Here is a 17,525-nt window from a genome sequence, read left to right as displayed (position 1 = left end):
GCGGATGCGAAGCGTCGACGGCGGCATGCGTCCTCCAGGACCGGCAGGCGCATCCTGGATGTTTTCACAGGTCGCGCCACGCGGCTGCGAGCGCTGAACTATAGTCCGCAGGAGCCGCGCCGGAGAACTCTCGACATGCCCCGTTCGATCGTCATCGTCCACGGCTGGAGCGACGATTCGAAGTCGTTCCGCCGCCTCGCCGAGCAACTCGAGGCCTGGTTCGGCAGCGCGCCGACGCAGATCCGCCTGGCCGACTGGGTTTCCCTGCAGGATGACGTCACCTACGCCGATCTCGCCACCGCCCTCGACCGCGCCTGGACCGCCAGTGGCCTGTCGCGGGCGCCGCGCAGCGTGGACGTGGTGGTGCACAGCGCCGGCGCGCTGGTCCTGCGCGACTGGCTGACCCGCCGCTTCACCCCGGCCAGCGCGCCGGTCAAGCGCTTGCTGATGCTCGCCCCGGCCAACTTCGGCTCGCCGCTGGCGCACAAGGGGCGCTCCTTCATCGGCCGCGTGCTGAAAGGCTGGAACCGCTTCGTCGGCCAGACCGGCACCCAGGTGCTCAAGGGCCTGGAACTCGGCTCGCCGTACTCCTGGACTCTCGCCGAGCGCGACCTGTTCGCCGCCGAGAGCTGGTACGGCGCCGGCCGCCTGCTCGCCACGGTGCTGGTGGGCAACGTCGGCTACAACGGCGTGGAGGCCATCGCCAACGAAGCCGGTGGCGACGGCACGGTGCGCATCTCCACCGCCAACCTCAACGCCCGCCGCCTGACCCTGGAGCTGGACGTGCGCCAGCGCGCCAGGCCCGGTTGGAGCCTGGAACGCTCGCGTGGCGAGATCGCCTTCGCGATCCTCGACGGCGAGAATCATTCCACCCTGGCGCTCAAGGACCGCGGACCGAAGAATCCGCTCAGCCTGGAACTGATCCGCGCCGCCCTGGAAGTCGAGGACGCCGACTACAAGACGTCCGCCGGAAGCTTCCCCTGGCAGCGCCGCATCGACCAGTTCGATCCGGGCATCGCCGAGCGCTCGCCGCGCTACCTGAACCTGGTCAGTCACGTCTGCGACGACCTCGGCCAGGAAGTGCACGACTATTTCATCCAGTTCTTCCGCAAGCTGAACAGCGACCGGCGTTTCGAACAGCGCTTCTACGAACGGGTGATCGCCGATGTCCACCCCTACGAGGACAACCCTGCGTACCGTTCGATCCATCTGTCGGTGCAGGCCCTCGACGAACTGCTCGCCGGTTTCGCCGTGGACAGCCTGTCGCTCAGCGTCTCCGCCCAGCCGCTGTTCGACCCGCCGCGCCAACCGGTCGGCTACAGCGCGGTGGGTCCCGGCGACAGCGAGGGCCTGGGCGTTCCGCGTGAGCGCCTCGGGGAGTTCTTCGCCGCCCACCAGACCCTGCTGCTGCGCATCCGCCTGACCCGCCTGGTGGACGGCCGGGTGTTCCTCCTCAAGGACGCCTGACCAACCGCCCTGCGCCAGCGCCGGCCAGCGGCGTGGCTCGATGGCGAAGCATGGCGTCCGCGCAGCACACTGAACGGATAGGCATCGGCCACGCCGAAATCGCCGAGCAGGTACTGCTCGCCCCGCCGCCGCGCCTGCAGCGGCTCGAAGCACCTGAGCAGGCGCGCGGCGCGCCCTCGCCGGCGGTCGCCGCGCTGCTACGCCTGTTCGACGAAGATGCCTCGTGTGCGCCGCTGGCCCGCGTTCATGGCCTTGCCTCTGGCCATTCGATCCGCCGCAACGGCGCGCCGGCGCCGCGCGCGAGGCGATGGGCGACGCCAGCGCCGCGGCGCAAGTCGACCCGCAGCACGCGTCCACCATCTTCTGCGCGCCCGCTGAGAAGCAGGTTCTCCCCGTCCAGCCGGAACAACCGTTCGGGGTACTCGACGGGCAGTTCCAGGGTCCAGTTCAGGTGGCCCCCGGCGGAGACCGAACTGAGCAGCAGCTCGCTGCGTTCGGCCAGGCTGCGCCGGTGCACCACCAGCCAGTTGCCATCCACCTGCCAGGGCCGCCGCGCCAGTCCGGAAGCGCCGCCGGGCAGCGCCTGGGCATAGCGGCGATACAGCGCCTGCTCGCGCGCCTGCTCGTCGCGGCGGCGCCGATACTCGGCGTCCGCCGCCGCCTCGAGGGCGGCGACGCGGTCGCGCCAGGCCTCGTGCGCGGCGATCCAGCGTCGCCGTTCCTGGCGATAGGCGTCGCGTGCGGCGAGGAACGCGCGGGGGCCGGGGAAGCGCTCCAGCCGTTCGTCGAACTCCGCCGGCGGCTGCGGCTCGGGCGGCAGGTGCGGGCGCTGGCGCTCGCGCTCGGCGGGTTCGTCGAACAGCTTCGCCACCGCTTCGGCGGAGTCCGGATCCGGCAACAGCCCGGCCCGCAGGAAAGCCGTGTCGAGCAAGGGTGTCAGCCGGTTGCCGGCAGGCGAGCGCCAATCCAGCGTGCCGAGCTGCAGGCGCTGGCGCCGCAGCCGTTCGTTCGCCGCCGGCAGCGCCTCGCCGCGTTCCAGGGCGCGGGCCTCGTGGTCGCTGGCGAAGACCAGCAGGCGCCCGTCGGGCAGTCGCGCCAGGCCCGGCGCCTGCCAGGCGATCCCGGAGCCCGCTGGCGCCGGCGGGTCGCCATGGAAGTACCGCGCCGCATCCACCTCCGGGGCTTCGCGCAGGGCCAGGCTGTCACCGTCGAGGAACCAGACGCGGCCGTCCAGGGCGAGCATCAGCAATCCGCCCCGGCCTTGGTCGTAACGATAGGCGTCCTTCCCCCAGGGCGCCGACTTCAACGGCAGGCCTCCAGTGCGCCGCTCCAGCTCGTCGAACGCCAGCACCGGCTCGCCGCTGCGCCGGTCGAGCACGTAGAGCGCGTTGCGCAGGTAGAACAGGTAGCGCGACGATTGCCCGAGCAGTTCACCCGCGCCCCAGTCGTCGCCGCGCGCGTTGTCGGCGTCCAGTCGCGTGCTCCAGCGCAGGCGGCCGTCCGCGAGGTCGACCACCTGGGCGTAGACCCGGCTGCTGCCGTGGACCACGCCATTGTCCACTTCGTCGGCCCGGTACTCGTCGAGAGTGAATGCCAGGTAGGCGCGCCCCTGCTCTTCGAACGCCAGTTGCGGCCCGCTGAAACGGGCATCGTCGTACTGGCCGAGAATGAAATGGATGCCTACCGGCAGGCCGACCACCAGGCCCAGGCCGAGCACCACCCAGAAGACGGCGAACAACTTCGCTCCCTTGTCCATGCAACTCCCGTGCGTCCCGGACTCCTGGGACCGTCGCGCAGCGGCGACGGCATGAATGACGCATTGTAGGGAGCCGCCGGGCCCGGCTCAAAGGCGGCAGGCGGCCATCAGTGGCGCGCGCTCACGAACTCTTCGTCCCCAGCAACACGCCGAAGCCCACCAGCAGGGCGCCGAAGAACTGGTCGATGCGCCGGCGGAAACGTACCAGCCGGGCGCGGACCGGCGGGCTGGAAAGGAAGCAGGCGACCAGGCCGAACCAGGCCAGGTGGGCAGCGACGATGAAGGCGCCGTAGCCCAGTTGCGCAGGCAGGACGCTATGCGGATCGATCACCTGCATGAACAGGCTGACCACGAACAGGCAGGTCTTCGGATTGAGCGCATTGGTCAGGAAGCCGCCGCGCAGCATCGCCCAGGACGAAACCCCGGCGCCGCCCGCCACCTCGTCCGCCACCGCGACCTCCCGCGCCAGCAGCATGCGCAGGCCGAGGAACACCAGGTAGGCCGCGCCCGCCAGCTTCAACGCGGTGAACAGCGCCAGCGACTCGCGCACTAGCATACCGACGCCGAGGATGCTGTAGCCGACATGTACCGTCACTCCCGCGCCGATGCCCAGCGCGGTAAGCAGGCCGGCGCGGCGGGAATACAGCAGGCTGTTGCGCGAGACCATGGCGAAATCGGCGCCGGGGCTGATCACCGCGAGTACGGTAATGGTCAGGAAAGCTATCAGCTCTGTCATGCCAGGAAGGCTCCAAGGTAGAATGGATGGCGCAATTTACCTGTATCCAGCGCCGAGCGAGAACGATGAATACTGACAATCATGGTGAGGAGAACTCACAATTCAGACGCCGTCGCCTACCCTCGCTGAACGCCCTGCGTTGCTTCGAGGCCGCCGCCCGCCTGGAGAATTTTTCCCGGGCCGCCGAGGCCCTGTGCCTGACCCATGGTGCGATCAGCCGCGCGGTACGGAGTCTCGAAGAGGAGTTCGGCTGCGCGCTGTTCGAGCGGCGCGGCCAGCGGGTGTTCCTCAGCGCGGCCGGGCGCCGCCTGCTCGACGGCACCGGCCAGGCCCTCGACCTGATCGAGCGCACCAGCGACGCCCTGCGCGCCGAGGCCGGACCCACGGCCCTGGTGCTGTCCTGCGAGCCGACCCTGCTTATGCGCTGGCTGATCCCGCGGATCGCCGGGTTCATGGCGGAACAGCCGCCGCTGTCGATCCAGCTGGTCGCCGGCGGCGGGCCGTTCGCCTTCGGCCGCGGCATCGACCTGGCGATCCGCCGCAACGACTTCCCCTGGCCGCCCGGCAGCCACGCCCACTGGCTGTTCGACGAGCAGGTCGGGCCGGTCTGCCGGGCCGGCGACGCCACCCGGCACATCCAGGCCGGCAAGGCCGGCGCGCCACAGCTGAAGCCCGAGGCTCCGCGCCTGCACACGGCGAGCCGCGCCCAGGCCTGGGACACCTGGACCGGGCTCGCCGGACAGGCTCCCGCCAGCGCCGCGGGCCAGCGCTTCGAGCACTTCTACCTGAGCCTGCAGGCCGCCGCCGCCGGGCTCGGCGTGGCCATCGGCCCCTGGCAGCTGGTGCGCGACGACCTCGCCGCCGGCCTGCTGGCGGCGCCGCTGGGGTTCCTCGCCGACGGCAGCAGCTATCACCTGCTGAGCCCGCGGCCGCTGCGAGACGGTGAACCGGCCACGCTGCTGCTGGACTGGCTGCGGCGCAGCGCGGCGGCCTGACCGCAGCGCTCAGGGCCAGGCGCGCAGCGACCGCTCGACCGCCGTCAGCAATACCGGCCAGGACGCCAAACTGGCGAAGATCGGTCTGAAGATACCGAGCATGACCCTCGCCGGTGGCGCGCTCGTGGCGGCATGGGCGATTCCAGAATCGGCGCTCAGAACTGCTCGCCCGGGCAGAACAGGCAGCGCAGCAGCAGGGTCATGAGCACGACAGCGCCGGAACCCAGCAGGTAAGGCAACGGCGAAAACAGGTCACTCTGGTCCTTGCCATCGTGCTCACTACTCATGCTCACCTCGGGAAACCGTCATGGGGGAAAAGACGCAGGATATGTAGCTGCCGTCCTTTCAAGTGCACGGCGAAGTGTTCAAAGACTATAGAGATGAAGCAATCAAGTTCAATTACATCTGTGTCAGCTTGCTGTCGGCAAAACGTCAGTGGAAAGAAACGCAATATATTTCCCGATGATGCTCACGGGGGCTTCGCGCGCCGCCTCCAGGCTCTCCCGGCGTGGTGCGACAGCCTCGGCGAAGGAAAAATCAACTTGCAATGATCCCGCCCGGAATTATCCCGCCCTTACTGGAAAAGTGTATTCCAGCACTGTTTCGGTGCAATGACTTCACACTTGAAAGTTTCGATTAAATTTTCCGTTATCGATCATCCATAAATACGTTTGATCGTGCTCCCGGACGTTTCATAGATTGCACACCTTCATTATCCGCGAGGCATTCCCGTGACGCATCCAGCGACCGTCTACAGCCTGACCACCCGCCTGCTGCACTGGAGCATGGCGTTCTGCTTCATCGGCGCGATCGCGCTGGCCTATTTCGTCATCTGGGTGCTCGGCCACGATCACCCGCAACGCCTGCCGGTGCTCAACCTGCACTGGGTACTGGGCCTGCTGGTCGGCCTGCTGCTGATCCCGCGGATCGTCTCGCGGCTGGGCGGGCCACGCCTGCCAGCAGTCCCCGGGACGCCACTGGAGCACCGCCTGGCGCACTATGCGCACCTGTCGCTGTACGCCCTGATGCTGGTGATGCCGTTCACCGGCTACGTCGGCACCCGCCTGCCCACCGACTTCGGCCTGTTCGTGATACCCAGCTTCAAGGACACCGCGCTGTTCGCCTGGATTTCGCAGACCTGGAACCTGAGCTGGGAGGCGTTCGAGAAGCCCTTCGACGCCGTTCACCGCGTGCTCGGCCTGTGGCTGAGCACCTCGGTGGTGCTGCTCCACGCGATCGCCGCCGGCTACCACCAGTGGGTACGCCGCGACGGCACGCTGGAACGCATGCTTGGCCGCCGCGGGCGTTCCTGAGCGCCGCCCCTTCGTCGGCTGCCACGGCCTGCCGGCGGGCATCTGCTATAGAGGTAGGGACACGCAGGTAAAACCTCGCCGCCCCGAGGCTCCTCCGTGGCAACAGCAAGCGTCGCGCAGGTAGCCGGGTCGGCCTCCGACAGAGAGGACAGGCCATGACCAGCTTGCATTGCCAGCACCGCGACCACACCATCACCGCCGACGTCGTCGAACACCCTGGGATTCCCACGCCCTGGGCTGGCGGCTGCCACATCACCGACCCGGACGGCCACACCAGCAAGCGTATCGCGCTGCCGGTGCGCTTCGCCTTTCTCGCCGACCTGGAGAACGCCCAGCGCGCCTCCATCGCCCACGGCAAATGGCTGGTGGACCAACGCCTGGACCAGGGCCGGACGCTGTTCTGAGCCGCCAATGCGAACGGCCCTCTCGACGAGGGCCGTTTCTCATCCGCCGGGCGCTCAGGCGCTACCGGCTTCCACGGTTTCGCTGCGCCGTCGCGGCGGCGCGCCATGGCAGTCCTCGCCAGCCAGCGGTACCTCGTTGCCCTGGGCGTCGTACAGCTTGCCGTCGAGGAAATAGTCGCCCTCGTGCAGCGCAGCGATGTCCTGGTAGCGCAGGGTCCGCTCGCTGGCGGCGACGAACACCGACTGCTGGTCGGAATTGCCGGCGGTGAAGTGGTTGAACGCCAGGTTGAGCAGGATCGCCATGATCGCCGAGGAGCTGATGCCGGAATGGAAGATGGTGGCGAACCAGCTGGGGAAGTGGTCGTAGAAGCTCGGCGCGGCGATCGGGATCATGCCGAAGCCGATCGAGGTGGCGACGATGATCAGGTTCATGTTGTTGCGATAGTCCACCTTCGACAGGGTGCGGATGCCGCTGGCGGCGACCGTGCCGAACAGCACTATGCCGGCGCCGCCGAGCACCGCGGTGGGCACCGCGGCGATCACCCGGCCCATCACCGGCAGCAGCCCGAGGATGACCAGGAACAGCCCGCCGGTGGCGACCACGTAGCGACTCTTGATTCCGGTCACCGCGACCAGGCCGACGTTCTGGGCGAACGCGCTCTGGGTGAAGGAACCGAAGATCGGCGCCAGCATGCTGGAGAACATGTCCGCGCGCAGGCCGTTGCCCAGGCGCTGGGAGTCGACCTTGGTGTCGATGATCTCGCCCACCGCGAGGATGTCCGCCGAGGTTTCCACCAGGGTCACCATGATCACGATGCACATCGAGATGATCGCGGCGACGTGGAAGGTCGGCATGCCGAAATGGAACGGCGTGGGGAACGCCACCAGCGGCCCTTCGGTGACCCTGGAGAAGTCGGCCATGCCGAGGAACACCGCGATGACGGTGCCGATGACCATCGCCAGGAGGATCGACAGGCGCGAGATCGAGGCGCTGCCGAGTTTGCTCAGCAGCAGCACGATGACCAGGGTGATCGCCGCCAGGCCGATGTTGGCCATGCTGCCGAAGTCCGGCGCCTGGCTGTTGCCGCCCATCGCCCAGCGCGCGGCGACCGGCATCAGGGTCAGGCCGATGGTGGTGATGACGATACCGGTCACCAGCGGCGGGAAGAACTTGGTGATGCGCGAGAAGACCGGCGTGATCAGCAGTCCTATCAGCGAGGCCGCCATCACCGCGCCGAGCACCGCGGGGATGCCGCCGCTGCCGCCGCTGCCGATGATCGCCACCATGGTCGCCACGCCGGCGAACGAGACCCCCTGGACCAGCGGCAGCTGGCAGCCGAAGAACGGCACCCCGAGGGTCTGCAGGAGGGTCGCCAGGCCACCGGCGAACAGCGAGGCGGCGATCAGCAGGCCGATGTCGCCGGGCGCCAGCCCGGCCGCCTGACCGAGGATCAGCGGGACCGCGACGATACCGCCGTACATGGTCAGCACATGCTGCAGGCCGTAGGCCATGTTCGCGCCGACACCGAGGTTCTCGTCTTCAGGACGTGGAACGGGAGGAGTTCCGGGGGACGTGGTTTTCATGGTGCGCTTTTCTCGCTTTTATTGTTCTGCGCACACTGTAGACAATTCGATCCTCAAATATCCAGACAAATGTATACAAAAAGCTCGACAAATTTGTGACAGCGCTGTCGCCAGCGTCCGTGCTTCGCGCGCTGGGCCGCGTGCCAGACCGCCCACCCCGCTCCACCCGGCCTCCCCACGTCCGACCAACGGCCACCCGCCCTCGACGGGGGGCAATAACGATAGAAAGCCGAACCCTGTCGCGCCAGCGAGCTATCAGCGATCCCTCTGCAAAAAGTTGATCGACTTCACGTTTTCGAAAATACGCCGGGACAGCCCGGAAACCGCTCCTAGTCTGCCAGTCAGGCCGTGCCCGAGGCCGTATCACGGGCAATAGCGCCATGCCATCAACGGCTTATCGATAATCGCCTCACAAGGAACGGAGTCTCATGAGCAACAAGAACAATCTCAGATTCGCCCTCGGCGCCCTGGCCCTGTCGGTCTCCGCCGCGAGCCTGGCAGCCCCCTCGGAAGCGCAACAGTTCACCGAGTTCTGGACCCCGGGCAAACCCAACCCGTCGATCTGCAAGTCACCGCTGCTGGTCAGCACCCCGCTCGGACTGCCACGCTGCTTGCAGGCGAGCAACGTGACGAAGCGCCTGCAGAAGCTCGAGGACATCGCCACCCTCAACGACGGCAACCGCGCCGCCGCCACGCCGGGCTACCAGGCCTCCGTCGACTACGTGAAGCAGACGCTTGAGAAGGCCGGCTACAAGGTTTCGGTGCAGCCCTTCCCGTTCACCGCCTACTATCCGAAAGGCCCGGGCAGCCTGAGCGCCACCGTGCCGCAGCCGGTCACCTACGAATGGGAGAAGGACTTCACCTACCTGTCGCAGACCGAGGCCGGCGACGTCACCGCCAAGGTGGTCCCGGTGGACCTGTCCCTCGGCGCCGGCAACACCTCCACCAGCGGCTGCGAGGCGGAAGACTTCGCCAACTTCCCGGCCGGCTCGATCGCGCTGATCCAGCGCGGCACCTGCAACTTCGAACAGAAGGCCGAGAACGCCGCGGCCGCCGGCGCCGCCGGGGTGATCATCTTCAACCAGGGCAATACCGACGACCGCAAGGGCCTGGAGAACGTCACCGTGGGCGAATCCTACGAGGGCGGCATCCCGGTGATCTTCGCCACCTACGACAACGGCGTGGCCTGGTCGCAGACCCCGGACCTGCAGCTGCACCTGGTGGTCGACGTGGTACGCAAGAAGACCGAGACCTACAACGTGGTCGCCGAGACCCGGCGCGGCAACCCGAACAACGTGGTGATGGTCGGCGCGCACCTCGACTCGGTGTTCGAAGGTCCCGGCATCAACGACAACGGCTCGGGCAGCGCCGCTCAGTTGGAAATGGCCGTGCTGCTGGCCAAGGCGCTGCCGGTGAACAAGGTGCGCTTCGCCTGGTGGGGCGCCGAGGAAGCCGGGCTGGTCGGCTCGACCTACTACGTGCAGAACCTCGCACCGGAAGAGAAGAAGAAGATCAAGGCCTACCTGAACTTCGACATGATCGGTTCGCCGAACTTCGGCAACTTCATCTATGACGGCGACGGCTCCGACTTCGGCCTGCAGGGCCCGCCCGGCTCGGCCGCCATCGAGCGCCTGTTCGAGGCCTACTTCCGCCTGCGCGGCCAGCAGTCGGAAGGCACCGAGATCGACTTCCGCTCCGACTACGCCGAATTCTTCAACAGCGGCATCGCCTTCGGCGGCCTGTTCACCGGCGCCGAGGGTCTGAAGACCGAAGAACAGGCGCAGAAGTACGGCGGCACCGCCGGCAAGGCCTACGACGAGTGCTACCACAGCAAGTGCGACGGCATCGCCAACATCAACCAGGACGCCCTGGAGATCCACAGCGATGCCATGGCCTTCGTGACCAGTTGGCTGTCGCTGTCGACCAAGGTGGTCGACGACGAGATCGCCGCTGCCGGACAGAAAGCCAGGTCCTCGCTGCAGATGCAGAAGAGCGCCAGCCAGATCGAGCGCTGGGGCCACGACTTCATCAAGTAACCGCGACCGTCCTGCGCCAGGCCGCCGGCGCAGAACTCCCTCGAGGCCCGGCATGCGCCGGGCCTTTTCATTGGGCGGCCGGCACTCTCAGGCGGGCTGCAGCGCGCTGATGTGCAAGTACTGCGCGCCCAGTTCCCGGGCCAGGCGCTCGCCCTTGCCGAGGCGCAGCGGGCCGCTTTCCAGGTCGACCAGCAGGCTCGGGCAGGCGGCCGCCGGTACGGCCGGCCAGTCGCGCAGGCGGCCGTCGGTAAGCAGCAGCAGGCATTGCCGCTCGGCAGGCTTCTGTCGTTGCCGGCGCGCCAGCCAGTCGGCGGCCTGGCCCAGGGCGTCGAGCAGCGGCGTACCGCCGCCGGCGCCGAGCTGCTGCAGCCAGTCCTGGAGCTCCCGCGAGACCTTCTGCCCCTGCCACAGCCATTGCGCCCGAGCGCCAGTGGCATGCAGCACGGCAAGGCGCGCGCGCTGCCGGTAGGCCTCTTCGAACAGGCTCGCCAGCAGCCCCTTGGCCTGGGCCAGGGCGCCGTGCCGACGGGTGCTGGCGGAAGCGTCGACGATCACCAGCCAGAGTTCGCCGGGCCTTCGGCTCCGCGGTTGCCGCAACAGATCGCGGCGTTGCCGTGGGCGCCCGCGCAGCAGGGTCGGCAGCCACTGGATGGCGCCCTCCGCGCCCTGGCTGAGAGCGCCGTTGCGACCGCCGCGCAGCGCCCCGGGTCTGGTCCTGGCATCCGCACCCATGACCGAGCGCGGGCGGATGCTCAGGGCTTTTTTGCCCAGCGCGGCAGCTCGCGGGCAACGCCCATGGCCACCGGCTGCGCCGGCAGCTCGCCCCACTGGCCTTCGCCACCGGCGGTACCCGCCGCTCCGCTGGCGGGGGGCGCCGCGGGCGGTGGATTCGCCGCCGAGGTCGGCGGTGACTGCTGGCGGCGACGATGCGACAGGGCGAAATGTTCCACCGCGTCGATGTCCTCCGCCTCGATCCTCTCGCCGCCGCGCCAGGCCGCATGGGCGCGCGCCGCGCGCAGCCAGACCAGGTCGGCGCGCAGGCCGTCGACCGCCGCCTCGAAGCAGCGCCGGGCGATGCTGTCCAGCGCCGCGTCGTCCAAGGGAATCCGCGCCAGCCGCCGGCGCGCCTCGGCGCAACGGCGGCGCAGTGCCTCCTGTTCGCTGGCCCAGCGCGCGACGAAGGCCTGCGGATCGGCGTCGAAGGCCAGCCGGCGACGGATGATCTCGGCGCGCTCGGCCGGCCGCGGCTGGCTGTCGAGGCGTACATCGAGGCCGAAACGGTCCAGCAGTTGCGGACGCAACTCACCCTCCTCCGGGTTCATCGTGCCGATCAGCACGAAGCGCGCCGGATGCCGGTGGGAGATGCCGTCGCGCTCGACCAGGTTGACGCCGCTGGCGGCGACGTCGAGCAACAGGTCCACCAGGTGGTCCGGCAGCAGGTTCACTTCGTCGACGTAGAGCACGCCGCCGTCGGCCCTGGCCAGCACGCCCGGGGAAAACCGCGCGCGGCCCTCGCCGAGAGCGGCGTCCAGATCGAGACTGCCGACGATGCGCTCCTCGCTGGCGCCCAGCGGCAGGGTAACGAACTCCCCCTCCGGCAGCAGCTCGGCGACGCCCCGCGCCAAGGTCGACTTGGCCATTCCGCGCGGCCCCTCGATCAGTACCCCGCCGATCGCCGGATCGACCGCGGCCAGGCATAGCGCCAGCTTCAGCTCGTCGGCGGCGACCACGGCGGACAAGGGATAATGCACGGTAGCGCTCATGGGGATTCCTGCAACGGACGGAAATACAGACCGCCAAGTCTATCAGGCCGCCGGCGCCGGTATCGAACCGTGAAACAGTCGTTGAACCGGCCGCCTCGCTTGCAGTAAGCTCGGGACTCGTCCACGGGAGAAACCCATGCCGCACACCCACCATCCGCACCTGCATTCCAGCGCCTCGCGCCCTGGTCTGCCGTTGCGCGCGCGTGCGCCGCAGGCACCCCGTGCCGCGTATTTCTTCGGGTATTGGTTTAGCCACTCCGGCGCCTGATACCCCAACGGCGCCCACGGTATACGGGACGCCTACCCTGCACACGCAAACCCCCGGTCGGCTCCCCGACCGGGGGTTTTGTTTTTCCGGCCCGTTTTCCCGGCCCACAAGGCCACAACCACAGACGAACGCACAGGACATCGATCATGACCGCATACCGCTACCGCACTGGCTACCCGCTCAACACCTGGCGATTTAGCGACGGCTGCCAGCCGCTCGCCAGGACACGACATCGCCGAACACCTCGATAGGGCACGACGCGCGCGGGACGCCCGCCGCCAGCCCAGGAAGCCAGACCATGAATTCATCCGTATCCGCACTGACCGCCCTTTCGCCCAACGTCCAGGCCGTCGCCCTGCCCAGCGCCGCCGCCCGCACCGCGCTGGAGCGCCTGCCCAGCGCGCTCGAACTCAAGGCCCGCCAGCCGTTGCCGCTGGAGCTGGCCAGCCAGGTCGCCGCCAGCCGCGACGCCATCCGCGCCATCCTCGACGGCGACGACCCGCGCCTGCTGGTGGTAGTCGGTCCCTGTTCGATCCACGATCCCCGCTCCGCCCTCGAGTACGCCGAACGCCTCGCCGCGCTGAGCGACGAACTCGACGGCCAGTTGCTGCTGGTGATGCGCGCCTATGTGGAAAAGCCACGCACCACGGTGGGCTGGAAAGGCCTCGCCTACGACCCGCACCTGGATGGCAGCGACGACATGGCCGCCGGCCTGGGGCTGTCCCGGCAACTGATGCTGGACATGCTGCGCCTCGGCCTGCCGCTGGCCACCGAATTGCTGCAACCGCTGGCCGCCGGCTACTTCGACGACCTGCTGAGCTGGGCGGCGATCGGCGCGCGCACCAGCGAATCGCAGATCCACCGCGAACTGGTCAGCGGCCTCGGTCTGCCGGTGGGCTTCAAGAACGGCACCGACGGTGGCGTCGGCATCGCCTGCGACGCGATCCGCTCGGCGGCCCACGGCCATCGCCATTTCGGCCTCGACCCGCACGGCCACCCGGCGCTGATCGAAACCCGTGGCAACCCGGACACCCATGTGGTGCTGCGCGGCGGCCGCCACGGTTCGAACTATGGCCCCGAGCAGGTGCAGGCCGTACGCCAGGCCCTGGAAAGCCAGGGCATCGCCACGCGGATGATGGTCGATTGCAGCCACGCCAACAGCGGCAAGAACCCGCTGAACCAGCCCGGCGTCCTCGCCAGCGTGCTGGACCAGCGCCTGGCGGGCGCCAGCGACCTGGTCGGGGTGATGCTGGAAAGCCACCTGTTCGACGGCTGCCAGGCACTCGGCGGCGAATTGCGCTACGGCGTCTCGATCACCGACGGCTGCCTCGGCTGGGAGGGCACCGAGCGGATCCTCCGCGACGCCGCCCGGCGCCTCGCGGCAGGCACCTGAACCTGGCGGGGCGGCCACGCCGCTCCGCTATTCCTCTTCGACGTCCAGCAGCAGGTTCTCCAGAGCCTCGCGATAGGCCCCCGGCTCCTGCCAGAGCCCGCGCCGCTGCGCCTCCACCAGGCGCTCGGCCATGTCGCGCAAGGCCCGCGGGTTGTGCTGGCGGACGAACTCGCGGGTCTCGGCGTCGAGCAGGTAGGCGTCGGCCAGCAGCGCGTACTGGTGGTCGTCGATCAGCTCGCTGGTGGCATCGAAGGCGCACAGGTAGTCCACCGTCGCCGCCAGTTCGAAGGCGCCCTTGTAGCCGTGGCGCTTCATCCCGGCGATCCACTTCGGATTCGCCGCGCGCGCCCGCACCACCCGGTTGAGCTCTTCCTTGAGCGTGCGGATGCGCGGGTTGTCCGGTTGGCTGTGGTCACCGTGGTAACTGGCCACCGGCGCGCCGCGCAGGGTTTCCACCGCCGCCAGCATGCCGCCCTGGAACTGGTAGTAGTCGTTGGAATCGAGCAGGTCGTGCTCGCGGTTGTCCTGGTTGTGCAGCACCGCCTGCAGGCGCTCCAGGCGCTGGGCGAAGCGTTCCCGCGCCGGCGTGCCGTCGTCGCCGGCACCGTAGGCATAGCCGCCCCAGTTCAGGTAGACCTCGGCGAGGTCGGCGCGGGTCTGCCACAACCGCTCCTCGATAGCCCCCTGCACGCCTGCTCCATAGGCGCCCGGCTTGGCGCCGAAGATCCGCCAGCCGGCCTGCCGGCGCGCTTCCGCCGGCGCAACCCCCTGCTCTTCGAGGCGCCGCCGCTCCAGCCGCACACGGGCGGCCAGCGGGTTCAGCTCTTCGGGCTCGTCCAGCCCGGCCACCGCCTGCACCGCCGCGTCGAACAGGCGGATCAGGTTGGCGAAGGCGTCGCGGAAGAACCCGGAGACCCGCAATGTCACGTCGACCCGCGGCCGATCCAGCAGCGAGACCGGCAGGATCTCGAAATCGGCGACGCGCTGGCTGCCGGCCTGCCATACCGGGCGCACGCCAAGCAGCGCCAAGGCCTGGGCGATGTCGTCGCCACCGGTGCGCATGGTCGCCGTGCCCCATACCGAGAGGCCGAGCTGGCGCAGGTGATCGCCATGCTCCTGCAGGTGCCGTTCGAGCAGCAGGTTGGCCGACTGGAAACCGATGCGCCAGGCGGTCGGGGTCGGCAGGTTGCGCACGTCCACCGAGAAGAAGTTGCGACCGGTGGGCAGCACGTCGAGCCGCCCGCGGCTCGGCGCGCCGCTCGGACCGGCCGGAACGAAGCGCCCTTCGAGGGCTGCCAGCAGCCCGTCGATCTCGGCCGCGCCACAGGCGTCCAGGGTCGGCGCCACCCGTTCGCACAAGCCGCGCAACACCTCGCCGCTGGCGCGCCACGCGGCGGGCGGCGGCTGGCCCTCCAGGCAGCGTTCGATCCAGTGCAGCGCCAGCAGCTCCAGGCGCTCGCGGGTATCGCCGAGGCTGCGCCAGGGCTCCTCGCTCACGCGCGCCAGGCATTCCGGGCGCGGGCCCTGCCAGGGCTCGCCCATGGCGCAGGCCAGCGGGTCGAAGCCCAGCCCGAGGTCGTCGGCCAGGCTCTTCAGCAGGCCGGCGTTGGCGCCCTTGCCGTCGCCGCGCGGGACCCGCAGCAGCGCCAGCAGGGTGTCCAGGCGCAAGCGCCCGCTCGGCGATTCGCCGAACACATGCAGGCCGTCGCGGATCTGCGATTCCTTCAGGTCGCAGAGATAGGCGTCCAGCTGCGGCAGCCAACTGTCCGGATCGTCGCTGAGCTGCAGGCCGATCTCGCGGTCGAGGCGGTTGCCGCGCAGCAGATCGAGGATCTCCTCGCGCAACTGCCCGGCGCGCCGGGGATCGAGCAGCGAGGCATCGTAGAATTCGTCGGCCAGGCGCTCCAGGTCGCGCAGCGGACCGTAGCTCTCGGCGCGGGTCAGCGGCGGCATCAGGTGATCGATGATCACCGCCTGGGTACGACGCTTGGCCTGGGCGCCCTCCCCCGGATCGTTGACGATGAACGGATAGATGTTCGGCAGCGGGCCGAGCAGCGCGTCCGGCCAGCATTCGGCGGACAGGCCGACGCCCTTGCCCGGCAGCCATTCCAGGTTGCCATGCTTGCCGACGTGCAGCAGGGCGTCGGCGCGGTAGGCATGGCGCAGCCAGAAATAGAACGCCAGGTAGCCGTGCGGCGGCACCAAGTCGGGATCGTGGTAGACCGCCGCCGGATCGAGCTGGTAACCCCGTGCCGGCTGGATGCCGACGAAGGTCAGGCCATAGCGCAGGCCGGCGATCATCATCCGCCCGCCGCGGAACATCGGGTCCTGCCGCGGCTCGCCCCAGCGTGCCAGCACCGCCTGGCGATTGCGCTCCGGCAGGCGCGCGAAGCAGGCCAGGTAGTCGTCCAGCGCCAGGCTCTGGGCGCAGGGTCGCAGGTCGTTGTCGTCGAGGTCGTTACTGACGCCACCGAGCAACTGGCGGATCAGCTCGGTGCCGCTGGCGGGCAGGCCGTCGACCGGATAGCCCTGCTGGCGCAAGGCACGGAGGATGTTCAGCGCCGCCGCCGGGGTGTCCAGGCCGACGCCGTTGCCGATCCGCCCGTCGCGGGTCGGGTAGTTGGCCAACACCAGCGCCACCCGCTTTTCCGCGCAGGGCTTGCGCGCCAGTTCGGTCCAGCGCCGCGCCAGCTCGGCGACGAAGTCCATGCGCTCGTCGTCGGCGAGGTAGCAGACCACGTCGCTCTCGCTGCGCTCGCTGCGCCAGGCCAGGCCCTTGAAGCTGATCGGCCGGGTGACGATGCGCCCGTCCAGCTCCGGCAGCGCCACGTGCATGGCCAGGTCGCGCGGGCCCAGGCCCTGTGGGTTGTCCTGCCAGAGCGGACGGTTGTCCAGCGAGCAGATCGCCTGCAACACCGGCACGTCGCGGCGGAACGGACGCAGTTCGGGCGCTTCCGGATTGGACTGGGCGAAGCCGGTGGTATTGACGATCAGCGCGGCATCGCTGCGCGCCAGCCAGTCTTCCACCTGGGCCAGGCAGGCACCTTCCTTCAGGCTGGCCACCGCGATCGGCAGCGGGTTCAGCCCCTGCGCCGCGAGGCGTTCGCAGAAGCGTGCGATGAAGGCGGTGTTCGCCGCCTGCAGGTGGGTGCGATAGAACAGCAACGCGGCCACCGGACGCCCGGCCTGCCAGTCGGCACGCCAGTGTTCCAGGGTCGCCTCGGCATGCCGTGGATGGAACAGCGCCACCCGTGGCAGTGCCTGCGGCTCGTGCCAGGCGTAGTCGCGACCCAGGCACTGATTGGCCAGGCAACGGTAGAACTGCCCGGCGTTCTCCAGGCCGCCCTGGCGCAGGTATTGCCAGAAGCGCTCGGCCTGCTCCGCCGGCAGGTTGCCGAGGGCGCTCAGCTCTGGGTCTGGGCGGTCGTCGCCGGGCACCGGGATCAGCACGCAGCCGCGCCCGGCCAACGCCACCAGTTGTTCGACGCCATAGCGCCAGTAGCCGATGCCGCCGTGCAGCGAAAGCAGGATCACCCGCGCATGCCGCAGCACCTCGTCGACATAGAGGTCGACCGAGGCGTGGTTCTGCAATTGCATCGGATTGGCCAGGCGCAGGCTCGGGTAGTCGTCCGGCAACTCCCGGGCAGCCTCGGCCAGCAATGCGAGGTGCGAATCGCCGCTGCAGAGGATCACCAGCTCGGCGGGAGTCTGGGCCAGGTGGGCGATGCCGTCGTCGGGGACGAAGCCGCCGGGTTGGGTGCGCAACAGGTGCATGGGCGTTCCACCGATGGGAGGCGGGAGGCCTGGAGG

At 69.1% G+C, this 17,525-nt stretch carries 13 protein-coding genes; 6 read left to right on the top strand and 7 right to left on the bottom strand.

Features of this window, described 5'->3' with window-relative positions; all coding sequences use genetic code 11:
- Positions 1 to 135 precede the first annotated feature (135 nt).
- Entirely contained in the window at positions 136 to 1,467 is a 1,332-nt protein-coding gene (locus tag PSPA7_RS10680; RefSeq protein ID WP_012075200.1) for an esterase/lipase family protein, read from the top strand.
- 244 nt (positions 1,468 to 1,711) lie between these two features.
- Here PSPA7_RS10680 and PSPA7_RS10675 read toward each other — a convergent pair whose 3' ends face one another.
- Together PSPA7_RS10675 and PSPA7_RS10670 are read right to left on the bottom strand one after the other, a co-directional pair.
- Positions 1,712 to 3,223, bottom strand: coding sequence for a PA2928 family protein (locus PSPA7_RS10675; RefSeq protein WP_012075199.1), 1,512 nt, complete (start codon positions 3,221 to 3,223; stop codon positions 1,712 to 1,714).
- 121 nt (positions 3,224 to 3,344) lie between these two features.
- Positions 3,345 to 3,959, bottom strand: coding sequence for a LysE family transporter (locus tag PSPA7_RS10670; protein ID WP_012075198.1), 615 nt, complete (start codon positions 3,957 to 3,959; stop codon positions 3,345 to 3,347).
- A gap of 65 nt (positions 3,960 to 4,024) precedes the next feature.
- Here PSPA7_RS10670 and PSPA7_RS10665 point away from each other — a divergent pair, with 65 nt between their 5' ends.
- On the top strand, positions 4,025 to 4,954 hold the full coding sequence (locus PSPA7_RS10665) for a LysR family transcriptional regulator (RefSeq protein WP_012075197.1): 930 nt from the start codon (positions 4,025 to 4,027) through the stop codon (positions 4,952 to 4,954).
- Positions 4,955 to 5,109: 155 nt separating this feature from the next.
- Here the strand turns inward: PSPA7_RS10665 and PSPA7_RS32795 are convergent, their stop codons facing one another.
- Complete coding sequence (locus PSPA7_RS32795; RefSeq protein ID WP_003150767.1) at positions 5,110 to 5,241, bottom strand: hypothetical protein; 132 nt, start codon at positions 5,239 to 5,241, stop codon at positions 5,110 to 5,112.
- A gap of 444 nt (positions 5,242 to 5,685) precedes the next feature.
- On the opposite strand from PSPA7_RS32795, the gene PSPA7_RS10655 reads away from it, so the two are divergent.
- Both PSPA7_RS10655 and PSPA7_RS10650 read left to right on the top strand, forming a co-directional pair.
- Positions 5,686 to 6,267, top strand: a complete 582-nt coding sequence (locus PSPA7_RS10655; protein ID WP_003150766.1) for a cytochrome b — start codon at positions 5,686 to 5,688, stop codon at positions 6,265 to 6,267.
- A 155-nt stretch (positions 6,268 to 6,422) separates the two neighbouring features.
- Positions 6,423 to 6,671 (top strand): hypothetical protein, encoded by a 249-nt coding sequence (locus tag PSPA7_RS10650; protein WP_003150765.1) that lies wholly within the window; start codon positions 6,423 to 6,425, stop codon positions 6,669 to 6,671.
- 54 nt (positions 6,672 to 6,725) lie between these two features.
- Here PSPA7_RS10650 and PSPA7_RS10645 read toward each other — a convergent pair whose 3' ends face one another.
- Positions 6,726 to 8,255 carry a nucleobase:cation symporter-2 family protein gene (locus PSPA7_RS10645; protein ID WP_012075195.1) on the bottom strand — a complete coding sequence of 510 codons (1,530 nt, stop codon included), beginning with the start codon at positions 8,253 to 8,255 and terminating at the stop codon, positions 6,726 to 6,728.
- 428 nt (positions 8,256 to 8,683) lie between these two features.
- Here PSPA7_RS10645 and paaP point away from each other — a divergent pair, with 428 nt between their 5' ends.
- Entirely contained in the window at positions 8,684 to 10,291 is a 1,608-nt protein-coding gene (gene paaP / locus PSPA7_RS10640; protein WP_012075194.1) for an aminopeptidase PaaP, read from the top strand.
- An 87-nt stretch (positions 10,292 to 10,378) separates the two neighbouring features.
- On the opposite strand, the gene PSPA7_RS10635 is transcribed toward paaP, so the two are convergent.
- Together PSPA7_RS10635 and PSPA7_RS10630 are read right to left on the bottom strand one after the other, a co-directional pair.
- Entirely contained in the window at positions 10,379 to 11,023 is a 645-nt protein-coding gene (locus PSPA7_RS10635; RefSeq protein ID WP_012075193.1) for a vWA domain-containing protein, read from the bottom strand.
- Positions 11,024 to 11,043: 20 nt separating this feature from the next.
- Complete coding sequence (locus tag PSPA7_RS10630; RefSeq protein WP_012075192.1) at positions 11,044 to 12,054, bottom strand: magnesium chelatase ATPase subunit I; 1,011 nt, start codon at positions 12,052 to 12,054, stop codon at positions 11,044 to 11,046.
- A gap of 566 nt (positions 12,055 to 12,620) precedes the next feature.
- On the opposite strand from PSPA7_RS10630, the gene PSPA7_RS10625 reads away from it, so the two are divergent.
- Positions 12,621 to 13,715 carry a 3-deoxy-7-phosphoheptulonate synthase gene (locus PSPA7_RS10625; RefSeq protein ID WP_012075191.1) on the top strand — a complete coding sequence of 365 codons (1,095 nt, stop codon included), beginning with the start codon at positions 12,621 to 12,623 and terminating at the stop codon, positions 13,713 to 13,715.
- A gap of 27 nt (positions 13,716 to 13,742) precedes the next feature.
- Here PSPA7_RS10625 and cobN read toward each other — a convergent pair whose 3' ends face one another.
- Positions 13,743 to 17,489 (bottom strand): cobaltochelatase subunit CobN, encoded by a 3,747-nt coding sequence (gene cobN / locus PSPA7_RS10620; protein ID WP_012075190.1) that lies wholly within the window; start codon positions 17,487 to 17,489, stop codon positions 13,743 to 13,745.
- Positions 17,490 to 17,525 lie beyond the last annotated feature (36 nt).

It is taken from the genome of Pseudomonas paraeruginosa PA7 (assembly GCF_000017205.1).
Lineage (GTDB): Bacteria > Pseudomonadota > Gammaproteobacteria > Pseudomonadales > Pseudomonadaceae > Pseudomonas > Pseudomonas paraeruginosa.
Note: the sequence above shows the minus strand (reverse complement) of the source record. Positions and strands in the feature narration are given on the sequence as shown.